Below are 24,424 nucleotides of genomic sequence, written 5' to 3'. Positions count from 1 at the left end.
TATGCATCTTCACCATGACGAAGGTGTGAAAAAAATATGATGTTAATATTATTGCTCGTAGAGCTTTTCATTGACCCAAAGAATTGTTCCTCCGGCAACGGCTGCAGGAATAACGAGTAAGTTGACAAAGGGGATAAGCGTCATTAAATAGACAAGCCCGCCAAAGCTATAAGTCATACTTTTACGTTGTTTTAGTTTGTTCAAAAGTGCAGGAAATGGCACTTTGTTATTATCGGCAGGAAAATCGGCATATTGAACCGCCATCATCCAGGCACCCCATATCAACCAGACAATAGGCGCAATAAAGTTAATGACAGGAATAAACGTCAGTATTACTAATAATAGCCAGCGAGGGACAATGTAGCCTAGCTTTCGCAGCTCGCGGCTTAATGTTCTAGGAATCAACAAAGACAGCTCTTTCCAGTCTAGAGGGGTTTCTGATACTGGTAGGCCTTGTTGTTGGCGAGTATGTTTCTCCACCGCTTCTGATAAAAAGCCGTTAAACGGAGCTGCAATAAAATTAGCTATCAACGAAAATGAAAAAAATACCAGCAAACACATTAGGATTAAGGCTATAGGCCATATAAGCCAACTAAGAAAACTTAAGAATTCGGGTAGCCAAGCTATGAAGTTGCTGATTTGTGAATCAATAAAGCCAATAGAGTAATAAATCATCACGGAAAAAAGGATGATATTAAGAGTAAGCGGGATAAATACAAAGCGGCGCATCCCCGGCTGAAAAATTAGTTTTAAACCGGCAAAAAAATAGTGCGTTGATTGATTGGATTGCTGCATAGTAGCCATAGCGTCTGAAGGGTTTTTGATTAATCTTTACAGTCATTGCGTAGTATATCGTGGAGCATATACCCTTCACGAATCATTTTTAGGGTTTGTTGTCGGCGCTTTTCACCCCAGTCACTTATTAATATAAGCTACTGGAGGCTTCATCGCTTGACGGCCGCCCCTAAAAAGCCTTCGTTTTAGGTATAGTATGCGTATCAAGTTCATCTAACATCGAGGTTATTTTGTCATAGTGTTACATGCTAAACAGTGTGTTTTGATGTTTGATAGTTTTTTTATATTAGCCTGATTGTTTTTATCAACTACTCAGTGGTTGTCTAGTTAACGTATCATAGCGACATGAAAAGCTTTGTCGACTGTGTATCTCTCGTTATGGATGTTATTTTTTTCTAAAGAGAGGGCGAAAGAGTCTTTGAAACTGTTAAAATTACCGCTTTTTGAAATAGACTCACTCGTCGACTGAATAATCGCCTGTATAAGGCTGTATCTCAGAAAGTAGCAAGCATAATCGCATCTCGCTAATGCAGTGAATTACATAAGGCTTTGCAAAGAATTAAGTGGAGAAAAGTAATGGCCGATACAAAGCATGCACGTTTGTTGATATTAGGATCAGGTCCTGCCGGATACACTGCAGCTGTCTACGCTGCTAGAGCTAACCTTAACCCTGTATTGATTACCGGCATGCAAATGGGTGGACAGTTAACTACTACAACAGATGTGGATAATTGGCCTGGTGATGTGGAAGGATTACAAGGTCCTGCTTTGATGGAGCGGATGCGTGAACATGCAGAGCGCTTTAATACAGAGATTATCTTTGACCATATCAATAAGGCAGATTTATCTCAGCGCCCTTTTCGATTAGAAGGTGATAGTGGTGTTTATACTTGTGATGCGTTGATTGTAGCAACGGGGGCAAGTGCACGTTACTTAGGTCTGCCCAGTGAAGAGGCTTACAAAGGAAAAGGTGTATCCGCTTGTGCTACTTGTGATGGCTTTTTTTATAAACAACAAGATGTTGCGGTCATTGGTGGTGGTAATACAGCGGTTGAGGAAGCACTTTATCTATCAAATATTGCTAAATCAGTAACACTGGTTCATCGACGTGATGAGTTTCGCGCTGAAAAAATACTGCAGCAAAAGCTGTTTGATAAGGTTAACAACGGCAATATAAAGCTGGTGTTGGATAATACCTTGCAAGAGGTATTGGGCGATGATCAGGGTGTAACAGGTATTCGTGTTAAAAATGTTAAATCAGGCGAGGCGACTGACATTAATGTAACCGGCGTTTTTATTGCCATTGGTCATACACCTAACACCAGTTTGTTTGTTGACCAGCTAGAAATGAAAGATGGCTATATTAAGGTAAATAGTGGGCTTAATGGCAATGCAACAGCAGCAAGTATACCTGGTGTGTACGCCGCTGGAGATGTGATGGACTATGTTTATCGCCAAGCAATCACCTCTGCTGGTACTGGATGTATGGCTGCACTTGATGCAGAGCGTTATTTAGATGAGCAGTAAAAAATAAAATAGTTTACATGTGAACGACTTAGCCGGCAACGCCGGCTTTTTTTTGTTTTGGGTGTTTTTTTGATCAATAAAAAATGATGTGGATGGTAATTTGTTGACAAAGTTATTGTATTTTTAAAGCAGCCGACTTTATGTGCTACTTTTAAAAATAATGATAATTAAATAAGAGTACTATACGTCATTTTGTACTAAACATCGCAAGGACTGCGAGAGCTATGGATAATCAAGTACCTATCAAAAACAGTCATGCATTACAGCCGTTAGCGTCAGTAGATGATGAAATTTCTTTAGTTGATATTATTAAGGTGTTGGTGAACCATTGGCGTTGGTTGTGTGGCATTACTGCGACAATTATTGTTGTAACAGTAGCGGTGGCTTTAATTAAGCCTGATGCATATACCTTTGTCAGTATTTACCAATTAGCTAAACGTAGCTGGAGTGACTATATTGAGCCTCCTCAAGCTGTCGTTCAGAAAGCAAGTAGAGTTTACTATCCACAAGTATCTCGTGAGTTTACCCAGCGATATCAACTTCAAGATTTACCTTTTAAAGTATCTTTCCAGGCGCTTAAAGATACCGGTTTAATTATGATATCCAGTGAGGCCCGTTTAGCTGGTAAAGATAAAGTGAGTGAGTTTCATAAAATTATTGTTGAAAAAATTCATGCTGCACAAACTGAAATTGTTGAACAGGCTTCAAGAAGTATTAAACAACAGCTGTTGTCTACTAAGAAAACGTTGGAGCAAGTGGATGGGCATGCACCACCGGCTAAAACAATGGAGTTACTCATGAAGGTTACCACTTTGGAAAACCAGCTAAGTGAATTGCAAGGAGGGGTGATTATCGAGACCGCAACACAAAGCTTGCAACCAAAGGGTATAAGTAAAATGCTTTTGATTACCATTGGTTGCTTGCTGGCCATTATGTTTGGAATGTTTGGTGCGTTTATTGTAGAGCTGGTCAATAGGGTGCGTTTAAATTTATCGCTGGCTACTTAGCCGTTTTTAGTTGTTCCTCTGTAGGGAAATTACCTATAAAAAAACAGTATTAAGTGAATAGAGGGATGTGTTAATGCAATGCCTGTATTTTGCTTTCCCCTAATCACTTTTAAAGTAACATTTGTGGTATTTTGAGGTAGGTGCCTAGTAGAACCTGGACAAAGGTGTTTTCGAAAGTGGCTTTCAAGTAGTTAGGATTGATCTATATTTCTTTGTTGATAAGCAAGATAAAAAGATTGTTTTTCTGGTCAATTCAGTATAAAAGGATGCTTAGGTTGCGCTGACTTACTCTTCCTACTGATGATACTCCCTGTATCTTTTCCGCAGTGTGGCGCAGCTATCGATTAATCTGTTCCAGTCCAGCCTTTGGAGCGTAATTAAGTGAAAGTTTGTTTTCTTATGTATCCTTGGGAGCGAATTTCTCCTGAGACAGATACAACTCTGCGCTTGATACATGAAGCAGTAAGTCGTGGACATACTGTGGCCCTGACAACGCCTAACAGTCTAACAATTCGTGATAATACAGCGCATGCGTTTTGTAATGTATTTAAGAAAACGACGAAACTGACTGCTAATATCCCAAATTTTTACAAAGTGGCAGACTTTAAGCGTTCCAAACTGCCGCTGGCAGGCTTTGATGTCATTATTATGCGGGCAAATCCACCTCTGGATACCGTAGCGTTAAACTTTTTGGACTCAGTTCGAGACGATACATTCATAATGAATGATATTGATGGTTTGCGTATTGCCAATAATAAACTGTACACCGCTTCTTTTAGTGGTGAAGCGCAAAAGTATATTCCTGTTACACATGTTTCTAAAAGCCGTGAGTATTTAGAGCGAGTGTTGATGGAGAATGATGCCGAGCGAATGATCCTGAAACCTCTAAATGGTTTTGGTGGACAGGGTGTTATCGTTATTGAAAAACTAGCGCGACAAAGCTTTCGCTCACTTTTGGATTTTTATATTGGCAGTGGTGATAAAAGCAACTATGTCATTTTACAAGAATATGTTCCAGGGGCTGAGCACGGAGATGTGCGCATCCTTATGTTGAATGGTGAGCCTATAGGTGCTATGCGTCGCCGCCCTGCGGAAAATGATGTGCGCTCAAATATTCACGCGGGTGGCACGGAAGTTAAACATGTATTGACTAAAGAAGAAAAAGCTTTATGCCAGGCAATAGGGCCTAAACTGGTGCGAGATGGATTGTTTTTTGTGGGGCTTGATGTCATTCATGGCAAGCTGATCGAGGTAAATGTATTAAGCCCTGGTGGAATTACACGTATTAACCGCCTTAATAGGACAAAACTGCAGAAGAAAGTGATCGATTTTGTGGAAAATGTAGTTTCTGCTAAAGAAATGATAGCGCAGCGAAAAACTGAGTTTCGCAAGGTGATTGAAGATGCAGAGTCGTACTGAAGCTGACATTGTCAAAGCCATTAAAGCAGGTGAACTCTTTGAGTGCAGTATTGAAGATGGCTCTTTTCAGATTAAAGTTGAAGATTATGTCCCTTTTATTTGTACTGCTATTCATAATGGAAGCCAGTTACGCTCGGAGTTAGTTAATCGCTGTCTGTTAGATACCGACCAGCGCTATTTTGAGGAAGATCCATATACCGGAGAATTGATCCGTTCATTACCAATAACATTGGTAGCCTGTGACTCCAGATATGAATACGACTTAAACCGTCCATTAGCTCAATGTGTTTATAAGCGAGCTTGGGGGTTAAAAGTTTGGCGCTCACCTTTAACCGATAATCAGTGGCATCGAAGTACTGAAAAGCATCGTCAGTTTTACCGTATTCTTGATGCATTGATAGCTGCACTAGAGCAGCGTTTTGGTGCTAGTTTGGTATTTGATATTCATTCCTATAACAAAGGCCGACAACCTGATGATGCTCCTGTATTTAACTTAGGGTTAGAGCAGGTAGATATGGATCGTTGGACACCAATCATAGAGCGTTATCAAAACTGTCTGGAGTCCTTGCAGCTACCTAACTTGAAGACCAGTGTGGAAATTAACCGAGTATTTTATGGGCGAGGCTATATGATTGCTCATGTAAACAGCCGCTTTGAAAATACCTTGGTTATCCCAACAGAAATTAAAAAAGTGTTCATGGATGAAAAGAGTGGTGAGCTTTATCCATTAGTATTGCAGAGTTTAAGTGAAGGAATGAAGCATACTGTAGTGGATACAGCAGCATTTTTTGCGAGGCGCTTTACAAAGAAAAAACAGGCCAAGCGCAAGCATATGCTAGCCAGCTTAGTTGACCCCGCTATTAAGCGGGTTGATCGAGCATTATATCAGTTGGCAAAAGGTGTAAGCACACTACAGTATGTTAACCCTATAAATATCGCTCATGAAATGAAGCGGTTTTTTTCGCACAGAGCAAAGTATCAGCCTGAGTTTACCTATCGCCAGTTGGCAATGGACCCTTATTTACTAAGAGAAAAATTATATCGTCTACCCGTTGATGAAATCCGAGATGCTGGGATTCAGCAATTGTATCGTGAGGTTATTGATACTATCTCTATGAAGGTTGACTTATTGGTGAGTATTGGTACTGAGCGGTTTATTTATAACTCTTTACGTTACTATGGTGAGCCAGGTAAACAGGATATTGATAATGCGCGCTTTTTACTCTACGCACCTGCTATTGCAGAGCAGGAGGAAAGCCCGGCTTACAATGCTGAGCAAATGCGTGAGATTTTGCAGCAAAAAGCAACCGAATGGGGGCTGAACTGTAAAGTCGAAACCAGTTCTCGTTTGGTTGCGGCGGCCATGGTGAGTAGTGGGCGGAGAGCGTTATTGGTTCGCAAAGATGCCAAGGTGACAGCCACGGAACTGCAGGCGTTAGCTCATCACGAGTTGGGTGTTCATATGGTGACAACCTTGAACGCAGGTTTACAGCCATTAAAGGTGTTTGCTTTGGGGTTGCCAGATAACACGCTAACTCAGGAAGGTTTGGCTATTTTAAGTGAACACTATTCAGGTAATTTGACTTTAAAGCGCTTAAAAATGCTTGGATTACGAGTCCTCGCTGTAGAACAGATGCTACTTTATCGTGATTTTCGCCATACCTGGCTGTATTTAACCGAAGAACACCATATGAAGCCAGATGAGGCATTTCGCTTAACAACCCGAGTACACCGTGGTGGTGGCTTTACCAAGGATTATTTGTATCTACAAGGGCTATGCCAGGCAGTACAACTCTATAAAACACAGCCTATTCGCAACTTATTTATTGGTAAAACCGGCTTTCGTTTTTTACCGATTATTAATGAAATGATTGAGCGGGGTATGGCTAAAAAACCTGAGTGGTTACCAGCTTTTCTTTCTAGCCCTGTGGAAGCGGGTCCTGTAATGGACTACTTATTGCAGTCCATTCAGCCTTTTGATGTCAGTAAACAGCAAACAATAGTGATCACGCCAAAAACAACCAGTGAGATTAAACAAGCTATTTAGCTGGTTGTGGTTGTATTGGCTGTTGCAAGCCAAACTCTTCAGAAAGAGTCCCCTTTTCATCCGGAGTTGATTTGGGGGCGTAGTCCTTGGGAGGTGATAATAGGGTGTCATCACTTTTTTCACGACTCTCAGGTGGTTGCTCTGGTGACAGAGTCTGGCTTGCTAATAAAGCATCAGAGAGTTGGTGAGATGCTGATGGATCTTGACTCAGTGACGCCGCACTATTTGCCATATGTACCTGCAAGTCTTTGTAAGCATCGGTGACACGGTTAAAAAGCTGGGCTGTTTGATTAAAGTGTTCATCAAGGTTTTGTTGGTGTTTTTGCATTTGCTTTTCCATGGCGGACAGCTTTGCCTCTAACTGGCTTCTCTCTACACCGCTCGTTGAGGCTCGATAAAGCCATGCGCCGATGATTGAGCCGATGACAAAGCTAATACTGCAGGCAAGCCAAAGATTCTCTGTCAGTTCCATGTTGTTACCCCCCTCTCACTTGTACTGAAATAAAAATTACTCAAGCAAGATTTGTGCAGGTTTAGTGTTGATTGTGTTTCAATGCTCGTGACGTTTTTGTGGCCAGCCTAGATTTCATCATATTTTCATTGATTTGCCATTTATAGGCGTGGCCATTAAAGTTTCCTAGCGTGCAGCGACATTAAACACATAAAGAGGGGGGGATCGCAAGCCTCCGTAATATTCGCTGACAGTATTTGAGCACAGCTGACTGTGCCATTTACTTCGAAGTATAAAAAGCTAAGAGTATTTACCATGAGCCCTATTGAGCGTTACCAGCGGGATTTACAACGAGAGGATTTCTTATACGATGCAGCACAAGAGCAGGCGGTAAAACACCTTCAGTGTCTATATGAGACACTGCAATCGGCATCAAACCAGCCAGCTAAACGTTCCTGGCTATTTTTTCGCACAAAAAAAGTAGAAGCACCTATTAAAGGTCTCTATTTCTGGGGAGGGGTCGGCAGAGGCAAGACTTACCTCGTCGATACGTTTTTTGAAAGCCTGACAACCCAGCAGAAATGGCGTACTCATTTTCACCGCTTTATGATGCGCGTCCATCAGGAATTAAAAGCCATTCTAGGCGAAAAAAATCCACTAGAGCAAGTGGCACAAAAATTATCCGCAGACTTTCGTATTATTTGTCTCGACGAGTTTTTTGTCACAGATATAACGGATGCCATGATTTTGGCGGGGCTTCTGCAACAGCTTTTTGCTAGAGGTGTAACGTTGGTAGCGACGTCAAATATTGTGCCTGATGACTTATATAAAGATGGTTTACAGCGACAGCGCTTTTTGCCGGCAATTGAATTATTAAAGACACATACTGAAGTGGTTAATGTCGACAGTGGTATTGATTACCGATTGAGAGTTTTAGAGCAGGCAGAGATTTATCATTACCCCCTGGATGAGCAAGCCAAACAGCAGTTAACTGAAAACTTTAAAAATCTTTCTGTATTAGGTGAGGGTAATATTGTTGAAGATGCCACCCTTGAGATTTTGGGACGGGATATCCCCTTTAAAAAGGTGTGTGATGGTATTGTCTGGTTTTCATTTGCTCAACTCTGCGATGGACCGCGTAGTCAAAATGACTATATTGAGATCAGCCGGCAGTTTCATACAGTATTACTGGATGAAATTCCTCAGCTTACCGCAAAAGATGATGACCTAGCGCGTCGTTTTATCAATTTGATTGATGAGTTTTATGATCGCAATGTGAATGTGATTATGTCTGCTGCTGTAGCTGTTACGGAGCTTTATCAAGGGCAGAATCTGAGCTTTCCATTTAAGCGCACTGTCAGTCGCTTACAAGAAATGCAGTCACATGAGTATTTGGCGCGACCACACCAGGCTTAGGTGCTGAGAAGGCTCAAGCACTCTTGGTCTTTTGGGAGTAAAGTGAGTTGAGCCTTTTATTTTTGAGCCTATGGGGCAGGGTTTGAATACTGTTGGTGGATTTGTGCTATCCCATCCAGAATCTCATTAGGTAAGGTTATTTTCCTGCTGGCAATATTGGTTTTTAATTGATCAATGGTTGTTGCACCTATGATTGTGCTAGTTGTGAATGGCTGGCTATTGACAAAGGCTAATGCCATTTGAGCTGGATCAAGCCCATACTGCTGTGCCAGTTGAACATAAGCCTCGGTTGCTTGATGGGCATAGTGATTATTATAACGACTAAAGCGACTAAATAGCGTTAGACGTGCCCCCACTGGTTTAGCCCCATAAAGGTATTTCCCTGAAAGCACACCAAATGCCAGGGGAGAATAGGCGAGTAAACCCACTGACTCTCTTTGGGCAAACTCAGCCAGACCAACCTCGTATGTTCTGTTAAGTAAGTTGTAAGGGTTTTGGATACTGACAATCTTGGGCCAGTTATGCTTATCCGCAAGTTGTAGGTATTGACTAACCCCCCAGGGTGTCTCATTGGAAACACCTATGTATCGTACTTTACCACTCTTTACTAACGCGTTTAGAGCAAAAAGCGTTTCTTCAATGGATGCAATGTCAGGGCTATCTTCAGCAAACTGATAACCTAGTTGACCAAAAAAATTTGTGCTGCGCCCTGGCCAGTGTATTTGATAAAGGTCGATATAATCAGTGTTTAAGCGTTTTAAAGAGCCTTCTACAGCACGCATAATGTCTGTATGTTTTAAAGTTGGTCCTGTTTCATTGATATAACTGACCCAGTCTCCGGGTCCAGCAGCTTTAGTTGCGATGATAAGGTTGCTCCTATGCCCGTGCAGGTTTAGCCATTTGCCAAGAATTTTTTCTGTAGTGGCATAGGTGTTGGCTTTGGGTGGGACTGGGTAGAGCTCTGCAGTATCAATAAAATTAACCCCGTGGCTGGTAGCATAGTCAAGCTGTTGAAAAGCATCAGCTTTACTGTTTTGTTCCCCCCAGGTCATTGTACCTAAACAGAGCTGGCTCACATTTAGCGAAGTGTTTGCTAATGGTCTATAGTCCATGAGATAAGTCCTAGCTGAGAATGGATAGCAAAGCCTGTTGTAGCCTGTTCGCGCGTAGAATGATGTTTTTAGTCTCGTACTTGATATCTGTACAAAAGCTAGTAAGCGTATCAGCCTGGCATGCTCAAAAGCTCGCTGACATTTGTTTTGTGAGGTATATAGCTCTCTTGCATGGCTTTGGAAGTATTCTGACTGAGTTATATTGTAGAGTTTTGTCAGTTTTCGGTTGCCAAAGTGTCTTTCAGGTCGCTTAGGACTTTTAAAATTTAGCCTGATGCGTATAATTGCGCATTCGTTTCCCAACGTCTAATGCCCCTTAAACGCAAACATCACTTTACATCTCAAGCCAAGGTGATAGGGGTGTTTGGTTTTGCCGGTAATTTATTCGGTCAATGAGGCAATTGTTTAATGAAAACGTTTAGTGCTAAGCCAGAAACAGTAAAGCGTGACTGGTACATTGTAGATGCAGCAGATAAGACCCTAGGTCGTCTTGCTACTGAACTTGCTCGTCGTTTACGCGGCAAGCATAAGCCAGAGTATACACCTCACGTTGATACTGGTGATTACATTGTTGTTATCAATGCTGAAAAAGTCCGGGTAACCGGGAATAAGAGCAAAGATAAGATGTATCACAGCCACACTGGCTACCCTGGTGGATTGCGTAGCATCAACTTTGAGGGCCTGATCAATAAAGCACCTGAACGTGTAATTGAGTCCGCAGTAAAAGGCATGCTGCCTAAGAATGTACTGGGTCGTGCGATGTATCGCAAGCTAAAAGTCTATGCTGGTACTGAGCATCCCCATACTGCGCAACAACCACAGGTTCTGGAAATTTAAGATAAGGTCTGGCTATGTCTGCTACTCAATACTATGGAACAGGTCGTCGTAAGTCTTCGACTGCTCGTGTCTTCCTGAAATCAGGTTCTGGTGCAATTATTGTTAATGGTCGTGAGCTGGATCAGTACTTTGGTCGTGAAACTGCTCGCATGGTCGTTCGTCAGCCTTTAGAGCTGGTCGAATTGACTGACAAGTTTGATATAAAAATTACTGTGACTGGTGGTGGTGCTGCTGGTCAAGCAGGTGCAATTCGTCATGGTATTACTCGTGCCCTGATGGATTACGATAACAATCTCCGTCCTTCATTGCGTAAAGCGGGTTATGTTACTCGTGATGCGCGTGAGGTTGAGCGTAAGAAAGTTGGATTGCGTAAAGCGCGTAAGCGTCCTCAGTTCTCCAAGCGTTAATTTACGCATTTACATTGCCCACTTCATTGTGGCTGTAAAATACCCGGCATTGACCGGGTATTTTTTTGCTTAAGCGTTGAGCATTTTCACTTCTTAAGTCTTACAAAATACCCTTAAGGTTGCTAGGTGAAGGGATTTTCTTTAACATTCGCAAAATTTTAATCATTTTTATAAGTCTGACGCTTTATATCTGTTCTGATTCTTCAGCTGCAAATTCGACGGGTCATGTCTCTGATGGGGAGAATAATTTAATGACGAATGACGGCGTGAATAAAACCCGGCGTCGCTTTCTTGTGGGCGCTACGTCAGTAGTAGGGGCTGTTGGTACAGTGGGAGTCGCCATCCCATTTGTAAAATCCTGGAACCCAAGTGCCAAGGCTAAGGCCGCGGGAGCCCCAGTTAAAGTGAACATCGCCAAGGTGGAGCCAGGTCAGCAAGTTGTTGCTGAATGGCGAGGTAAGCCTGTATTTGTTGTCCGGCGAACGGAAGAAAGTTTAGCCAACATCAAAAAAATGGATGAGCGTGTTGCTGATCCTGGTTCAAATGAGGAGCAACAGCCTGAATATGCAAAAAATGAGTATCGTTCACGTAAACCAGAACTTTTAGTGTTGGTTGGCTTATGTACACACCTGGGCTGCTCGCCAAAATATCATCCTGAAGTTAAGGCCATGGATTTCGATGAGCAATGGTTGGGAGGCTTTCATTGTCCCTGTCATGGCTCCAAGTTTGATTTAGCGGGCAGGGTTTATAAAGGAGTGCCTGCACCGCTGAATCTAGAGGTGCCCCGTTACTCATTTGAGGATGAAAACACCCTAATCATCGGGATTGATGAGGAGAACGCTTAATATGAGCAGAATGCAAAGATTCATGGCCTGGGTCGATGCGCGTTTTCCCGCCACAAAGATGTGGGAAGAACATTTAAGTAAATATTACGCGCCGAAGAACTTTAATTTTTGGTACTTTTTTGGCTCTCTGGCTTTATTGGTACTCGTTAACCAGCTGTTGACGGGTATCTGGCTGACTATGAGCTATAAACCATCGGCTGAAGAGGCATTTGCTTCCGTCGAATATATTATGCGTGATGTTGAATGGGGTTGGCTGATTCGCTACTTGCACTCGACAGGAGCTTCTGCATTTTTCGTTGTGGTTTATTTGCACATGTTTCGCGGTATTTTATACGGATCATACCGTACACCCCGAGAGCTAGTATGGATATTTGGTATGGCCATTTATTTATTATTAATGGCTGAAGCATTTATGGGGTACCTGTTACCGTGGGGGCAAATGTCCTATTGGGGGGCTCAGGTTATTATTTCACTGTTTGGTGCTATTCCAGTGATAGGTGCTGACTTACAACAGTGGATTAGAGGGGATTACTTAATCTCTGATATTACCCTCAACCGCTTTTTTGCATTACATGTAATTGCCTTACCTCTAGTGCTGGTTGGTCTGGTTGTCTTGCATATCTTAGCACTGCATGAGGTTGGTTCTAACAACCCCGATGGAATTGAGATTAAAAAGAAAAAAGACACTAATGGTATACCTTTAGATGGTATTCCTTTTCATCCTTACTACACCGTTAAGGATATTGTGGGTGTTGTTGTTTTCTTATTTGTGTTTTGTATTGTTGTGTTCTTTTTCCCTGAAATGGGAGGGTTTTTCCTTGAAAAACCTAATTTTGAACAGGCTAATAGCTTGAAAACCCCGGATCATATAGCACCTGTTTGGTATTTTACGCCTTTTTATGCCATTTTGCGGGCAATTCCTGATAAACTAATGGGCGTTATTGCTATGGGGGCAGCGATTGCTATTTTATTTGTTCTGCCCTGGTTAGATCGTAGCCCAGTCAAATCTATCCGCTATAAGGGATGGATGAGTAAAGTAGCCATTGTGTTGTTTGCTGTTAGCTTCTTATGGTTGGGCTATTTAGGTGCTGTGCCTGCCACTGACACTCGAACGTTTTGGTCCCAAGTATGTACGGTCATTTACTTCTTATTTTTTCTGTTGATGCCATGGTACACACGGGTAGAGAAGACTAAACCAGTTCCAGAGAGGGTGACAGGCTAATGAAAAAGCAACTGATTGCGTTGTTATTAGCATGGATGCCTGTTGCTGTAATGGCCGCAGGTGGCAGTGGTTATCCATTGACCCATGTTGATGTCAACTTGGAAGATAAAGCGGCTTTGCAAGAAGGTGCCAAGCTTTATATAAACTACTGTATGGGCTGCCACAGTACAGAGTTTCAGCGCTATGAGCGAGTGGCTGATGATTTAGGCATTCCTCATGAGCTTTTTATGGATAACTTGGTCTTTGATGACGCAAAAATTGGCGACCTAATGGAAAATGCCATGCGTGATGATGAGGCTAAACTTTGGTTTGGTGCTGCACCTCCTGACTTGACCCTTGTGGCTAGGGTGCGAGGTACAGATTGGTTATACACTTACCTGAATACTTTTTATGTTGACCCCAAGCGTCCTTGGGGCGTCAATAATAAAGTATTTCCTGATGTAGCTATGCCGCACGTGCTTGCAGAGCTTCAGGGGCTTCAGGAAGATACTTGTGGTGATACTGATCCCTCAACGCGTGATACTTTAACAGGCGAGCGCATGTGTGGGTTTAAACCTATTACAGGTAAAGAAGGATCAATGTCAGAGCAAGAGTATAAAGAAGCGACCAAAAACTTGGTGACTTTTTTAGCTTATGCAGGAGAACCTGCTCAGCTAGAGCGGAAACGAGTTGGTGTCTATGTGCTATTGTTTTTGGCAGTATTCTTTGTTTTTGCATACTTGCTGAAGCGAGAGTTCTGGAAAGACGTACACTAAGCAGTCATTGCTTGGTACAATAGCTTTTTAGCTAAGGTTAACAGCGTGTGCTCTTAGGAGTACGCGCATTGTTTGTTTTTTGGTTCAGTCAAAATGTGGGGTTAAACATGGGCGTAGTCGCCAAACGTTCCTCAATGACTTTTTACTCCGATCCTAAGGATCATTATTGTCATCGCGTTAGAATAGTTCTTGCTGAGAAAGGTGTGGCTGTTGATATTCAGGATGTTGATCCTGAAAATAAACCTGCCGAACTCGCTGATCTTAATCCATACAATAGTCTGCCAACACTTTTGGATCGAGATTTAATCTTGTATGAAGCCAATGTGATGATGGAGTATCTCGATGAGCGCTTCCCCCATCCACCATTGCTGCCAGTCTACCCTGTAGCTCGGGCACAAAGCCGGTTGTGGATGCACCGAATTGCCAAGGACTGGGCCACAAAGGTAGATACATTGCTGGATGCTAAAACCAAAGAGACAACTGCAAACAGGGTGCGTAAAGAGCTGAGAGAAAGCTTGGTATCTACTACCCCCATCTTTATGGAAAAGCCCTTTTTCATGAGTGAAGAGTTTACGCTGGTTGACTGTTGTGTTGCTCCAGTTTTATGGCGATTACCGGTAATGGGAATTGAGTTGCCAAAACAAGCTCGACCTTTGATTGAGTATTCTGAGCGGTTATTTGCTAGGGAGTCGTTCAAAGAAAGCTTGTCAGAGGCTGAAAAGGAAATGCGTATCTAGGCAAAGCAGACTCTGTGTTTTCGCTATGAAGTCAGAGGGCTTTGGCCCTCTTAATGCTCACCAAAAAACTAGATACCCGCCAAACAAAGGAGACAATTGATGTCAATGAGCAGTAGCCGCCCATATATCATGAGAGCATTATATGAGTGGATAGTCGACAACAACTGTACCCCTTATGTATTAGTCAATACTGCGCAAGCTGGTGTGGTTGTACCGCAAGAGTTCATTAAGGATGATCAGATCGTGCTCAATATCTCTCCTGTTGCTGTACGGGACTTGCTAATGAGTAATGAGCAGATTGAATTTAATGGGCGGTTTGGTGGATCACCCATGCATGTTTATGTACCTACAGGTGCCGTGATGGCGATTTATGCCAAGGAAAATGGACAAGGCATGGTCTTTGAAGTAGAGCAAACGCCTACTGATCCAGAGCCTACGCCAACCAGTCCAAGTACTGATGGACAACCTGGCTCACGGCCAAGTGGTAAGCCAAGTTTGAAAGTTGTTAAGTAAAAATGGGCCACAGTAGAATGACTTAATAGCAAGCAATGGCTTGCTATATTTAATCGGTGTAATCAAAAATCTTAACAATTTTTTGTACGCCATAAGCTGTACGGCTAATGTCTACAGCTTGACGGGCGACAGACTGATTAACTTTTCCCATCAGATATACAATACCATTCTCTGTCACGATTTTGATTTTGCCTGCTGGGAAGTTCTTTTCAGCAAGCATTTTGGTTTTAATTTTTGAGGTTAACCAACTGTCATTACTGCGAATTAAGAACGTGGTAGCGGGACCAATTTCTAGCTCATTATAAACACGCCGTACTTTTTTAACATTACGGGCAACATCACCTGCAAGATTACGCAACCGTTCATTCGCTACTTGTCCTGTTAATAAGACAATACCATCATAACTTGTCACTACGATATGCGACTGCTCGAGAGCTGGGTCTGCTTTGGTAATATTGACCTGAGCAACTGTTTCAATGGTGTTGTCATCAACCCAGTCGCCCACAGTCCGTGTGCTTTTGTCTTGCTGAATTGGACCATCATTCGTTGCTTTTAATATAGGGGTGCATGCTGTGGAGAAAGTTATTAAGTTGACTAAAAGGAACCATAAAATAGGATTTTTCATTTCGTTAAGCTCCACCAAAATTAAATGCCGCCAAACAAAAACTCGTCAATTAAATCACATAAGCAGTGTATGGTGAGCAGTTGAACCTCTTGAATACGCTGAGTATTAATTTCAGGTACTCGAATTTCTACATCTTCTGCATCCAATAATGCAGAAATATCTCCACCATCACCACCAGTTAATGCCACTACCAGCATTTCTCTATCATGAGCAGCCTGAATGGCCTGAACAATATTTGTAGAGCGGCCACTGGCTGAAATAACAAATAAAATGTCACTAGGTTGACCTAGAGCTCGTACTTGCTTTGAGTATATTTCATGAAAACTATAGTCGCAGGCAATGGCTGTGAGTGTAGCTGCATCTGCAGACAATGCTACAGCAGGCAGTGCGGGACGTTCTCGTTCAAAGCGATTAAGTAGTTTTGCAGTAAAATAAGCAGCACTGCTGGCTGAGTTGCCATTTCCACATGCTAAAATCTTCCCCTCATTGAGTAACGCGTTGACCATTAATTCGCTGGCTTGACCAATATGGGGGCTGAGAATTTCTGCTGCATGGGCCACTGCATCGATGCTTTCGGCAAAATGACGTGTTATGCGTTCATGCATTGGTTAAACAGCCTTACATTGTTGAATTGCTGAGGATAAAGACAGCAGTTGAAGAAATAAAGTGGTTGTTGTAAACGATTAATACAGCGTGCTGGTGGCTATCTCTTCTGACAGTCAGGCACTGATGTAACGTTTAGCTGGTGACTGAGGGTGCTATTGTAACCTGAATCAATAATGTCAGGACAGGGATGATGACAGATAAAAAACAAAAATACAGCCGTTAACAGTTTAAGTGAATTAATTAAATGAAGCTTGAGCTTGTTATTAGATGCTAGTAAGTCAACTGGATTATATTTTTGATCCATTCAGTTTGCTGGTCGGGCATTTGCCCTGTTATTGCGAGTAGATCAAAGCGGCAAGGAGGGTTGTGCTTAGCCTGTGTCAGTAGAAAGTGTTTAGCTGTGTTAATGAGTTTGCGTTGCTTACTGCTGGTTAATGTTTCAGCAGCTGTGCCATAGGTAGTATTTTTTCGATAACGAACCTCAATAAATACGAGTGTCGTTTTATCTAGCATAATGAGGTCAATTTCGCCGCCTTTCCAAGCATAATTTCGCTGCACAAGCGTTAATCCATGTTGCTTCAGGTAAGCCAGCGCGAAATCTTCATGCTGGCTTCCTCGATGGCGATGGGAAAGGCGCCAAAACATACTCAAACTTACTGAGTACTAGGCTGGTTGAAAGTCATCGTTGGTAACCGCTGTGGTTTGCCTGCTTTAAAAATATACCAAGGTTGAGTTCGCTCAATTTCTTGATATGTGTTCATTGTCAGGGAGCCTGATGCACCGTTTATTTGAGTACCACTTAAGGATGCAAGTTGACCTAAGCGATCATATAAGCGGAAGGCGTCTATACCCAAGGCAAAAAGCTGAGCGTAAGATGTGCCGTTGTTCTGACGCGCTTTAATAATTTCGGCTTTTAGTGGATCACTGAAATCATCATTGAGCCAGGGCATACCGGTAAAGCGAATATTGTTTAGGTCATGGTCAATTTGAGGGTTAACTGTGCCTGAAAATACATTTGCTGTAGCATAAACAGGCAGGTCTCCAGCAAAATGATAAGCTAGAAAAGGCTTAACCAGTCGTGATTGGCTGGCACTGGCTGCAAGAAAAACAAAGTCGACATCCTGACGGCGGCGCCCGCTGAATTCAACTTCTTTACCTGCAAGGCGCTGGATCTCAAGGGCCCTGGCACTGCTGGCATTAACATTCATTAAGCGGCCAATAACGGCTTTATAGTTATTATTTGCTTCATTGAATCGCCCAACCCCAACAACTTCACCACCCAGAGATTGTAATTCTTGTTGAAAAGCTTCACTGGCGCGGACAGCCCAGTCACTGTCAGGAGTGATCACTACTGCAAAGCGATGACCATCATGTATTGCTTGACGAGCCGCTTGACGGGCTTCATCGTCAGCTGACAGTCCAAACTGGTAGAAAGGCCGATTGCCAGCCTGTTGACCACGATTAGCATAATTTAATGCCATCACTGGGATTGGCAGGGCAGCATTATTTTGTAACTGTTGAACAGCATCTTTGCGTAGTGGGCCAATAGCCAGCTGTGCACCTGAAGCGGCAGCTTGGTTAAGCAAAGCAAGAGGGTCTGCTGAAGTTGTGTCATAAGGAATAATTTCTGGTACCTGACCACCGCTTCGCTGAGAGTGGTAGTAGGCAGTATAAAAGCCTAATTCAATGGCATTGCCTGCAACCTTTAGAGCACCATTTTTGGGTAACAGCAGAGCAACTTTTTGCGGGCGCTCTTGCGAGGCCTTACTCAACAGTTGTTGAGTTTGAGGGAGTTGTTGATGCCCTGGATGGTTAGGCCACTGTTGTTGCCAATTGGCGAAAGCCTGTAGCTGGCTTTCGATGTTATCTGATTTTTTAACAATGTTGGCCAGCTGAATATAACCAGTCAGTAAAGTATCCGCTGTGTTCGCTGCCATAGCGTCCAGGGTTGGGCTATCAACATTGAGTAAGTAGCGCCACAAGCGCTGGTAAGAAGGCTGCTTTTCTCTCTCTGTTTGAAGGGGAATAGCCATCATGACTTCATCAATGGCTGCACGATACTCTTTATTCAGTGCATAGGCTTCAGCCCTAACGGCATAGGCGCGCTTGCCGACCTGACTATCAGAATTATTAATAACAGCAGGGGAGTCAAGCCACTCAAATGCTTTCATGGCGTTCATTTCTGCCAATGCCAGCTGCGCTTGGACAACGGCATAACGAGCTTGGTTTGAACCTGTCTCGACGCTGGGCGACAGTTGCTGCAGAATATTTTTAGCTTCTGCTGTCTTTTGCTGCTCTAACAATATACTTACAGCATCCAGTCGCAGGGCATCTTGTTCTGCCCCCGTACTCTGTTCGGCACTCGAGAGAAGCTGCTGTACTTCTGCCATTGATTGAGTGGCTAGGGGATCACTTTGTGAGCTACCTGAACGGTTTATAAATGAGTTGCCGCAGCCCGTGAGTAAACCACTGATAAGGCAAGCTGAAACAAGCAGCTTGATGGCTTGCTTGAAAGGGGCTTTGATCTTTTTCGTGCTTGTCATGCTTGAATGCGATTCCTATTGCGTTGGTTTGAGCGGGTAAAAAAAGAACCTTTAGTAATTTTATCACGGTGCCCTGTCTTTAGGGATTATCAATCATGTCGCAAAAGTGCTATGCCTAGAAAACAACATGTAAGGACTGCTACTGCTAGAAAGCAGGTCCCTTTAACATTAGGATAGGTCAATACTGCTAATGGTATACACCGAAATATTTGGTCCAACTTGATGTACTTTTGCTCACTTGGCTTTACAGTTAACTGGCAAAGTGTAAAGTGAAGTACAACATTGAGTGTGGATTAACACCTAGACCCTGCTATGGGTAATACTGCTTTTGCAGAGCTTCACTAATTGTGTCAGCCCTACAAAAAAATACTATTTTAGAGGTGTCCATTATTCTATTTTATCTGAAAACTACACTTTTTTTATAAGCTTCATAATGACTGGTTTCACTAAAAAGTAAATCAGTCATATTGCTAACTTGGTGGGAAAGGCTCTATTTATAATGGCATCAGGTGTTTTATATATTGTTGCAACGCCTATAGGGCACTTGGATGATTTTAGTCCTCGTGCACAAAGAATTTTGCAGCAAGTTGATTTAATTGCAGCGGAAGACACTCGACATTCTTCGCGGTTGCTATCTCACTTTGGGATTACCACACCCATGGTTTCATACCATGAACATAATGAATCACAACGAACGGAGCAGCTATTAGCAAAGTTGCAGCAGGGTCAGTCAATTGCATTGATTTCTGATGCAGGTACCCCACTTATTTCTGATCCTGGGTTTGTGGTAGTGAGAAACGCAAGAAAGGCGGGTTTTCAGGTAAGCCCAATTCCAGGTCCCAGTGCGATTATGTCTGCACTATCTGTGGCAGGCTTACCTACTGACCGGTTTTGGTTTGAAGGTTTTTTACCCGCTAAAACATCACAACGAAAGCAGCGTATTAACGAACTGGCGCAACTGCAGGCGACATGGGTCGTGTATGAGTCAACCCATCGCATTATTGACTGTTTGGAGGATATGCAACAGGTATTGCAAAATGAGACGCAGGTAGTCATAGCACGTGAACTGACCAAACGGTTTGAAACAGTGTTGTCAGGTTCTGCGAGTGAGTTGCTTGAACGTTTACAGGATGAGCCCATTCAGCAGAAAGGCGAGTTTGTGGTACTTGTTGAAGGTAAGGTGGAGTCTGCTCATACTGAAAATGAAATTCCTGCAGATGTGTTACATATCTTACAAACACTTCAAACTGAGCTTCCTGTTAAGCAGGCCGCAAGCTTGACAGCAAAAATTTCTGGACTGAAGAAAAACCTGTTATACAAAGTTGCACTTTCAAATAAAGGTAGCTAAGCTTCGCGGCTGAGTTGGCCAGACAGTCGCTGTAATGCTTTTAGCATTATGGAGGAAAGTCCGGGCTCCATAGGGCAAAGCGCCAGGTAACGCCTGGGGGGTGTGAACCTACGGAAAGTGCAGCAGAGAGTAGACCGCCTAAGCAAAGTACTTTACTTTGCCGGTAAGGGTGAAAGGGTGCGGTAAGAGCGCACCGCGTGAGTGGTAACACTTCACGGCATGGTAAACCCCGCTTGGAGCAAGACCAAATAGGAATTCATTGGTGTGGCCCGCACTGAATTCGGGTAGGTTGCTTGAGGTGTATAGTGATATACATCCCAGATGAATGACTGTCCATGACAGAACCCGGCTTATCGGCCAACTCACTTTTTTATTTCCCACATTATTGCTTGTTTTCATTAGTTGAAGTGAGCTTAGAATGATGGGATATAACATCTGAAAATGAAGTACTCTGCACAATGTTCAACAATATGTTGCACTTCTATGCTTTTCCCTCAATTAGGTGTTTTACAGAAATAATTAATCCATACGTCACGTCAATTCAATAATTGCGTTAACTCGCTGAATCCTCTTGATAAATATATTTGGTACCTGGTTATGTAATAACCCGTATCTGCGCATTTTTGTCAACTCCGTCACATTTTGTTGGGGGTTGGCACTTTGGGTTGCCTTGACGGAACTCAGGGCCATTCCTATAGTGTCTGAAAGTGGTACAAAGTGGGTGAAAGTGGATTTTTTTGGGGTAAAAGTGGCGAGAGTGTATAGTTGTGTTCCGCGGAGTCAATGCAATCAGTCTGGATGCCAAGGGGCGGCTTGCTATCCCAAGTCGTTACCGAGAAGTACTAAGTTCCCATTGCAATGGTTCTTTAGTCGCCACGATTGATACAGAAGAACCTTGCCTGTTGATCTACCCCATTGATGAGTGGGAGGAAATCCAGGCAAAAATTGAGGCGTTACCAAGCTTCAACCCTGTAGCTAGACGGATACAGCGGTTGCTGATAGGGCATGCCACTGATTTAGAAATTGATGGGAGTGGTAGGGTGTTAATCCCGCCACTGCTAAGAGATTATGCTGGCCTCGAGAAGAAAGTGATCCTCTTGGGCCAGGGCAAAAAATTTGAACTTTGGAGTGAACTGCGCTGGAGCGAGCGTCGCGATGCCTACCTGGCGGAAGCCAGTCAAGGAAGTGAAATGCCAGATGAGCTGCAGTCCTTGTCGTTGTAGTGAGCTTATGACTGAAGAACTAAGACACACCACTGTGTTGTTGGATGAAGCTGTACAGCAGCTAAATATTGTCGCTGATGGTATTTACATTGATGGCACATTTGGGCGTGGTGGACATAGCCGGAAGATTCTGTCTCAGTTGGGGGCTGAGGGGAAGCTACTGGTTATTGATAAAGATCCTACAGCAATCGCCATTGCTAATCAGTTAGCACAGGAGGATTCAAGAGTAAGTGTTGTCCATGGTTCATTTGCACAGTTAATGGAGTGGGTGAAACAGCATCACTGGCTGGGGCGGGTAGATGGTATTTTACTGGACTTGGGGGTGTCCTCCCCCCAGCTTGATGATGCTCAACGCGGGTTTAGTTTCCTTCAAGATGGCCCGCTGGATATGCGAATGAATCCTGACCATGGAGTGAGTGCAGCAGACTGGATAGCAAGAGCAGATGAGCGAGATATTGCGATAGTTTTGAAAGAGTATGGTGAAGAGCGTTTTGCTCGGCGAATTGCAAATGCCATTGTGCGTGCCCGAGAGGAGGCAGCTATCACTACGACAAAACAGTTAGCAGAGATCGTAGCGCAGGCTAACCCTTCGTGGGAAAAGCATAAGCATCCTGCGACGCGATCCTTCCAGGCAATTCGCATTTTTGTGAACAGAGAGCTGGATGATTTGCAGCAAGGATTAGATGATGCGCTCCAGTGTTTACACGTCAATGGTCGACTGGTTGTTATTAGCTTCCACTCACTTGAAGATCGCATCGTAAAACGCTTTATCAGAAAGCATGAAAAAGGGACTGAGTATCCACCGGGTGTACCCGTGACCGTTGATATGGTCAGTAGTTCTCAGCGCCTCCGAGGTGAAAGGAAACCTGTTCGTCCAAGTGAAGTAGAAGTTCAGCAAAACCCCCGCGCTAGAAGTTCAATTATGCGGGTGGCCACTAAATTGCGTTAGCGTCAATTAGTAAGAGGGTCCCTATGACTCATGTAGTAGCGCAGCTGAAGCATAAGCAAGTTGTGGTGTTTTTGATACTGATGGTGATGATGGTTATCTCCTCAGTAGCCATTACTTATGTAGCGCACATGAATCGTCGTGCATTTAATGATCTGCAGCGCCAGCTTGTTGTGAAAAATGCTGCACAAGTTGAGTGGGGGCAATTGCTTTTACAGCATAGCACTCTTACTACACCCAAGCGTGTTGAAAGGATTGCAACAGAGAAGCTGGAGATGGAAACACCAAATCCTGATCAGATAAAAATGGTAGTGCCATGAGTAAGGTCAAGCAGACAGGGCCTTATATTTGGCGCTTTCGAGTTGTTGTAACGTGCTTGATGCTGGTTATGGGCGTCATTACCTGGCGTATTATTGATTTGCATGTCATAAATCGCCAGTTTTTGCAGGATCAAGGTGATAAACGAACAGTTCGCTATACCGAGATAGCGGCAACGCGGGGCATTATTTTTGATCGAAACGGTGAGCCCCTTGCTGTTAGCACACCTGTTAAGTCTTTTTGGGGAAATCCAAAAGAACTTGTAGAACACAAAGCACGCTGGCCAGAGCTGGCAGATACATTAGGTATTAAGCGTAAAACCTTAGCCAAGCGAATTTTACGCAGTGCCGATAAAGAATTTATTTATCTACGTCGTCACTTAACGCCCAAACAGGGTGACAAGGTAACCGCACTGGATATTCCAGGTGTTTACGTCATGGATGAGTTTCGTCGCTATTATCCTGCCAGTGAAGTGGCTGCTCATCTCATAGGATTCACCAACATTGATGGCCAAGGGCAAGAAGGCATCGAGCTGGCTTACAGTGAGTGGCTTGATGGTAAGCCAGGTAAGGTGCGCTTGCTGAAGGATCGTCGTGGTCGCCTTATTGAGCAGGCGCAATCGATTAAAAGTGCGGAACCAGGTAAGGAGTTAATGCTGAGCATTGATATGCGCATTCAATACTATGCCTATCGAGCTCTTCAAGATGCGGTTAAAGAAAACGAAGCAGATAGTGGTTCAGTTGTCGTATTGGATGTTACTACAGGTGAAGTATTGGCAATGGTCAATAACCCGTCTTTTAACCCCAATAACCGAAAGGGGGTGAAAGTTTCTGCATTACGAAATCGTGCGGTAACTGATGTGTTTGAGCCTGGCTCTACCATGAAAGCCTTTACTGTTGCTGCTGCGTTAGAAACAGGCAAATACACGCCTGATACCAAAATCGATGTGCGCCCTGGCTATATCATGGTTGGTCGTAAAGCAGTTAAAGATCACCGAAATTATGGCGTCATCGATTTAACTACTGTGTTGACCAAATCGAGCAATGTGGGAACAACCAAAATTGCTCAAGATATTGGTGTTGAACAGTTATGGTCACTGCTTAGTCGAGTTGGGCTTGGTGAGCCAACAGGGGTTGGTTTTCCTGGTGAGCGAAGTGGTAGTTTGCCTGTTCACACTAAGTGGCGCCCAGTGGAAATTGCCACCTTGTCTTATGGGTACGGTCTTTCCACCACACCACTGCAAGTAGCCCAAGCCTATATGGTACTTGCTTCTGGCGGTATTAAGCGTCCTGTATCCTTATTAAAGGTAGATGACCCCGCCAGTGTTGATGCACAACAAATTTTACCTAAGAAAGTAGCCAAGCAAGTGGTCCGAATGTTAACCACCGTTATTGAACAGGGGGGGACAGGCACTCGTGCCAAAGTGGATAGCTATTCAGTGGCGGGCAAAACGGGCACAGTACATAAAGTCGGTGCTCATGGTTATGAAGAAAAAAAATATATGTCGATTTTTGCGGGTATGGCCCCAGCCACAAATCCGCGCGTGGTTACAGTCGTGATGATTGATAATCCTAAGGCTGGAAAATACTACGGTGGTGCAGTTGCGGCCCCAATTTTTTCGAATGTGACAGCAGGAGCTTTAAGAATGTTAGGTGTTCCACCAGACAATATGCCTACTGTCGCCAAACAAGAAGCAAAACCTGGGATTAAAAATAAGTCGTAAAA

Annotated in this window: 24 protein-coding genes and 1 other RNA gene; 18 read left to right on the top strand and 7 right to left on the bottom strand. The window is 43.4% G+C overall.

Annotated elements, in window-relative coordinates; genetic code table 11:
• Positions 1 to 48 precede the first annotated feature (48 nt).
• Positions 49 to 795 carry a sulfate transporter CysZ gene (gene cysZ, locus F607_RS0100415; RefSeq protein WP_027706454.1) on the bottom strand — a complete coding sequence of 249 codons (747 nt, stop codon included), beginning with the start codon at positions 793 to 795 and terminating at the stop codon, positions 49 to 51.
• Between the two features lie 576 nt (positions 796 to 1,371).
• On the opposite strand from cysZ, the gene trxB reads away from it, so the two are divergent.
• From trxB to F607_RS27520, 4 genes are all read left to right on the top strand, one after another.
• Positions 1,372 to 2,322 carry a thioredoxin-disulfide reductase gene (gene trxB, locus F607_RS0100410; protein WP_027706453.1) on the top strand — a complete coding sequence of 317 codons (951 nt, stop codon included), beginning with the start codon at positions 1,372 to 1,374 and terminating at the stop codon, positions 2,320 to 2,322.
• A gap of 224 nt (positions 2,323 to 2,546) precedes the next feature.
• Positions 2,547 to 3,329 (top strand): GumC domain-containing protein, encoded by a 783-nt coding sequence (locus tag F607_RS0100405; protein ID WP_027706452.1) that lies wholly within the window; start codon positions 2,547 to 2,549, stop codon positions 3,327 to 3,329.
• A 381-nt stretch (positions 3,330 to 3,710) separates the two neighbouring features.
• Positions 3,711 to 4,748: a glutathione synthase gene (gene gshB, locus F607_RS0100400; protein WP_027706451.1), complete on the top strand. Its 1,038-nt coding sequence runs from the start codon at positions 3,711 to 3,713 to the stop codon at positions 4,746 to 4,748.
• Positions 4,732 to 6,795 carry a flavohemoglobin expression-modulating QEGLA motif protein gene (locus F607_RS27520; RefSeq protein WP_084611040.1) on the top strand — a complete coding sequence of 688 codons (2,064 nt, stop codon included), beginning with the start codon at positions 4,732 to 4,734 and terminating at the stop codon, positions 6,793 to 6,795. The genes gshB and F607_RS27520 overlap by 17 nt, the downstream gene beginning before the upstream one ends.
• On the opposite strand, the gene F607_RS0100390 is transcribed toward F607_RS27520, so the two are convergent.
• Complete coding sequence (locus F607_RS0100390; RefSeq protein ID WP_027706450.1) at positions 6,788 to 7,267, bottom strand: Z-ring associated ZapG family protein; 480 nt, start codon at positions 7,265 to 7,267, stop codon at positions 6,788 to 6,790. The genes F607_RS27520 and F607_RS0100390 overlap by 8 nt on opposite strands.
• A 294-nt stretch (positions 7,268 to 7,561) precedes the next feature.
• On the opposite strand from F607_RS0100390, the gene zapE reads away from it, so the two are divergent.
• Entirely contained in the window at positions 7,562 to 8,662 is a 1,101-nt protein-coding gene (gene zapE / locus F607_RS0100385; protein ID WP_027706449.1) for a cell division protein ZapE, read from the top strand.
• Between the two features lie 68 nt (positions 8,663 to 8,730).
• Here the strand turns inward: zapE and F607_RS0100380 are convergent, their stop codons facing one another.
• Positions 8,731 to 9,774 (bottom strand): NADP(H)-dependent aldo-keto reductase, encoded by a 1,044-nt coding sequence (locus tag F607_RS0100380; protein ID WP_027706448.1) that lies wholly within the window; start codon positions 9,772 to 9,774, stop codon positions 8,731 to 8,733.
• Between the two features lie 408 nt (positions 9,775 to 10,182).
• On the opposite strand from F607_RS0100380, the gene rplM reads away from it, so the two are divergent.
• From rplM to F607_RS0100345, 7 genes are all read left to right on the top strand, one after another.
• Positions 10,183 to 10,611, top strand: coding sequence for a 50S ribosomal protein L13 (rplM, locus tag F607_RS0100375; protein WP_027706447.1), 429 nt, complete (start codon positions 10,183 to 10,185; stop codon positions 10,609 to 10,611).
• 14 nt (positions 10,612 to 10,625) lie between these two features.
• Positions 10,626 to 11,018: a 30S ribosomal protein S9 gene (gene rpsI / locus F607_RS0100370; protein ID WP_027706446.1), complete on the top strand. Its 393-nt coding sequence runs from the start codon at positions 10,626 to 10,628 to the stop codon at positions 11,016 to 11,018.
• A 251-nt stretch (positions 11,019 to 11,269) separates the two neighbouring features.
• Complete coding sequence (petA, locus tag F607_RS0100365; protein WP_027706445.1) at positions 11,270 to 11,863, top strand: ubiquinol-cytochrome c reductase iron-sulfur subunit; 594 nt, start codon at positions 11,270 to 11,272, stop codon at positions 11,861 to 11,863.
• A 10-nt stretch (positions 11,864 to 11,873) separates the two neighbouring features.
• A complete protein-coding gene (locus tag F607_RS0100360) occupies positions 11,874 to 13,085 on the top strand; it encodes a cytochrome b (RefSeq protein WP_027706444.1) in 1,212 nt (403 codons plus the stop codon).
• A complete protein-coding gene (locus F607_RS0100355) occupies positions 13,085 to 13,840 on the top strand; it encodes a cytochrome c1 (RefSeq protein ID WP_027706443.1) in 756 nt (251 codons plus the stop codon). Before F607_RS0100360 ends, F607_RS0100355 begins: the two co-directional genes overlap by 1 nt.
• Positions 13,841 to 13,947: 107 nt before the next feature.
• The gene (locus F607_RS0100350; protein ID WP_027706442.1) at positions 13,948 to 14,577 is read left to right on the top strand and encodes a glutathione S-transferase N-terminal domain-containing protein; all 630 of its coding nucleotides are present in this window, start codon (positions 13,948 to 13,950) and stop codon (positions 14,575 to 14,577) included.
• Between the two features lie 99 nt (positions 14,578 to 14,676).
• Positions 14,677 to 15,090, top strand: coding sequence for a ClpXP protease specificity-enhancing factor (locus tag F607_RS0100345; protein WP_325167624.1), 414 nt, complete (start codon positions 14,677 to 14,679; stop codon positions 15,088 to 15,090).
• Between the two features lie 49 nt (positions 15,091 to 15,139).
• Here the strand turns inward: F607_RS0100345 and F607_RS0100340 are convergent, their stop codons facing one another.
• From F607_RS0100340 to F607_RS0100325, 4 genes are all read right to left on the bottom strand, one after another.
• Positions 15,140 to 15,715: a BON domain-containing protein gene (locus tag F607_RS0100340; RefSeq protein WP_027706440.1), complete on the bottom strand. Its 576-nt coding sequence runs from the start codon at positions 15,713 to 15,715 to the stop codon at positions 15,140 to 15,142.
• Positions 15,716 to 15,735: 20 nt separating this feature from the next.
• Positions 15,736 to 16,320 carry a phosphoheptose isomerase gene (locus F607_RS0100335; protein WP_027706439.1) on the bottom strand — a complete coding sequence of 195 codons (585 nt, stop codon included), beginning with the start codon at positions 16,318 to 16,320 and terminating at the stop codon, positions 15,736 to 15,738.
• Positions 16,321 to 16,591: 271 nt separating this feature from the next.
• Positions 16,592 to 16,966, bottom strand: a complete 375-nt coding sequence (locus F607_RS0100330) for a YraN family protein (protein ID WP_027706438.1) — start codon at positions 16,964 to 16,966, stop codon at positions 16,592 to 16,594.
• Positions 16,967 to 16,974: 8 nt separating this feature from the next.
• Complete coding sequence (locus F607_RS0100325) at positions 16,975 to 18,864, bottom strand: penicillin-binding protein activator (RefSeq protein ID WP_027706437.1); 1,890 nt, start codon at positions 18,862 to 18,864, stop codon at positions 16,975 to 16,977.
• Between the two features lie 499 nt (positions 18,865 to 19,363).
• On the opposite strand from F607_RS0100325, the gene rsmI reads away from it, so the two are divergent.
• From rsmI to F607_RS0100300, 6 genes are all read left to right on the top strand, one after another.
• Positions 19,364 to 20,212 (top strand): 16S rRNA (cytidine(1402)-2'-O)-methyltransferase, encoded by an 849-nt coding sequence (rsmI, locus tag F607_RS0100320; RefSeq protein ID WP_027706436.1) that lies wholly within the window; start codon positions 19,364 to 19,366, stop codon positions 20,210 to 20,212.
• 10 nt (positions 20,213 to 20,222) lie between these two features.
• An RNA gene (gene rnpB / locus F607_RS32415) (RNase P RNA component class A) lies at positions 20,223 to 20,581 on the top strand.
• 398 nt (positions 20,582 to 20,979) lie between these two features.
• On the top strand, positions 20,980 to 21,435 hold the full coding sequence (mraZ, locus tag F607_RS0100315) for a division/cell wall cluster transcriptional repressor MraZ (protein WP_027706435.1): 456 nt from the start codon (positions 20,980 to 20,982) through the stop codon (positions 21,433 to 21,435).
• Positions 21,410 to 22,384 (top strand): 16S rRNA (cytosine(1402)-N(4))-methyltransferase RsmH, encoded by a 975-nt coding sequence (rsmH, locus tag F607_RS0100310; protein WP_420864423.1) that lies wholly within the window; start codon positions 21,410 to 21,412, stop codon positions 22,382 to 22,384. Before mraZ ends, rsmH begins: the two co-directional genes overlap by 26 nt.
• A gap of 23 nt (positions 22,385 to 22,407) precedes the next feature.
• Positions 22,408 to 22,701: a cell division protein FtsL gene (ftsL, locus tag F607_RS0100305; RefSeq protein ID WP_027706433.1), complete on the top strand. Its 294-nt coding sequence runs from the start codon at positions 22,408 to 22,410 to the stop codon at positions 22,699 to 22,701.
• Entirely contained in the window at positions 22,698 to 24,422 is a 1,725-nt protein-coding gene (locus tag F607_RS0100300) for a peptidoglycan D,D-transpeptidase FtsI family protein (protein ID WP_027706432.1), read from the top strand. The genes ftsL and F607_RS0100300 overlap by 4 nt, the downstream gene beginning before the upstream one ends.
• Positions 24,423 to 24,424 lie beyond the last annotated feature (2 nt).

This window comes from Zooshikella ganghwensis DSM 15267, assembly GCF_000428585.1.
Lineage (GTDB): Bacteria > Pseudomonadota > Gammaproteobacteria > Pseudomonadales > Zooshikellaceae > Zooshikella > Zooshikella ganghwensis.
This window is presented reverse-complemented; position numbering and strand designations above follow the sequence as displayed.

Bases quoted from the DNA above. Each gene is read 5' to 3' on its own strand.
- cysZ (WP_027706454.1), bottom strand. From the start codon at position 795: ATGCAGCAATCCAATCAATCAACGCACTATTTTTTTGCCGGTTTAAAA.
- trxB (WP_027706453.1), top strand. From the start codon at position 1,372: ATGGCCGATACAAAGCATGCACGTTTGTTGATATTAGGATCAGGTCCT.
- F607_RS0100405 (WP_027706452.1), top strand. From the start codon at position 2,547: ATGGATAATCAAGTACCTATCAAAAACAGTCATGCATTACAGCCGTTA.
- F607_RS27520 (WP_084611040.1), top strand. From the start codon at position 4,732: ATGCAGAGTCGTACTGAAGCTGACATTGTCAAAGCCATTAAAGCAGGT.
- F607_RS0100390 (WP_027706450.1), bottom strand. From the start codon at position 7,267: ATGGAACTGACAGAGAATCTTTGGCTTGCCTGCAGTATTAGCTTTGTC.
- zapE (WP_027706449.1), top strand. From the start codon at position 7,562: ATGAGCCCTATTGAGCGTTACCAGCGGGATTTACAACGAGAGGATTTC.
- F607_RS0100380 (WP_027706448.1), bottom strand. From the start codon at position 9,774: ATGGACTATAGACCATTAGCAAACACTTCGCTAAATGTGAGCCAGCTC.
- rplM (WP_027706447.1), top strand. From the start codon at position 10,183: ATGAAAACGTTTAGTGCTAAGCCAGAAACAGTAAAGCGTGACTGGTAC.
- rpsI (WP_027706446.1), top strand. From the start codon at position 10,626: ATGTCTGCTACTCAATACTATGGAACAGGTCGTCGTAAGTCTTCGACT.
- petA (WP_027706445.1), top strand. From the start codon at position 11,270: ATGACGAATGACGGCGTGAATAAAACCCGGCGTCGCTTTCTTGTGGGC.
- F607_RS0100360 (WP_027706444.1), top strand. From the start codon at position 11,874: ATGCAAAGATTCATGGCCTGGGTCGATGCGCGTTTTCCCGCCACAAAG.
- F607_RS0100355 (WP_027706443.1), top strand. From the start codon at position 13,085: ATGAAAAAGCAACTGATTGCGTTGTTATTAGCATGGATGCCTGTTGCT.
- F607_RS0100350 (WP_027706442.1), top strand. From the start codon at position 13,948: ATGGGCGTAGTCGCCAAACGTTCCTCAATGACTTTTTACTCCGATCCT.
- F607_RS0100345 (WP_325167624.1), top strand. From the start codon at position 14,677: ATGTCAATGAGCAGTAGCCGCCCATATATCATGAGAGCATTATATGAG.
- F607_RS0100340 (WP_027706440.1), bottom strand. From the start codon at position 15,715: ATGAAAAATCCTATTTTATGGTTCCTTTTAGTCAACTTAATAACTTTC.
- F607_RS0100335 (WP_027706439.1), bottom strand. From the start codon at position 16,320: ATGCATGAACGCATAACACGTCATTTTGCCGAAAGCATCGATGCAGTG.
- F607_RS0100330 (WP_027706438.1), bottom strand. From the start codon at position 16,966: ATGTTTTGGCGCCTTTCCCATCGCCATCGAGGAAGCCAGCATGAAGAT.
- F607_RS0100325 (WP_027706437.1), bottom strand. From the start codon at position 18,864: ATGACAAGCACGAAAAAGATCAAAGCCCCTTTCAAGCAAGCCATCAAG.
- rsmI (WP_027706436.1), top strand. From the start codon at position 19,364: ATGGCATCAGGTGTTTTATATATTGTTGCAACGCCTATAGGGCACTTG.
- rsmH (WP_420864423.1), top strand. From the start codon at position 21,410: ATGAGCTGCAGTCCTTGTCGTTGTAGTGAGCTTATGACTGAAGAACTA.
- ftsL (WP_027706433.1), top strand. From the start codon at position 22,408: ATGACTCATGTAGTAGCGCAGCTGAAGCATAAGCAAGTTGTGGTGTTT.
- F607_RS0100300 (WP_027706432.1), top strand. From the start codon at position 22,698: ATGAGTAAGGTCAAGCAGACAGGGCCTTATATTTGGCGCTTTCGAGTT.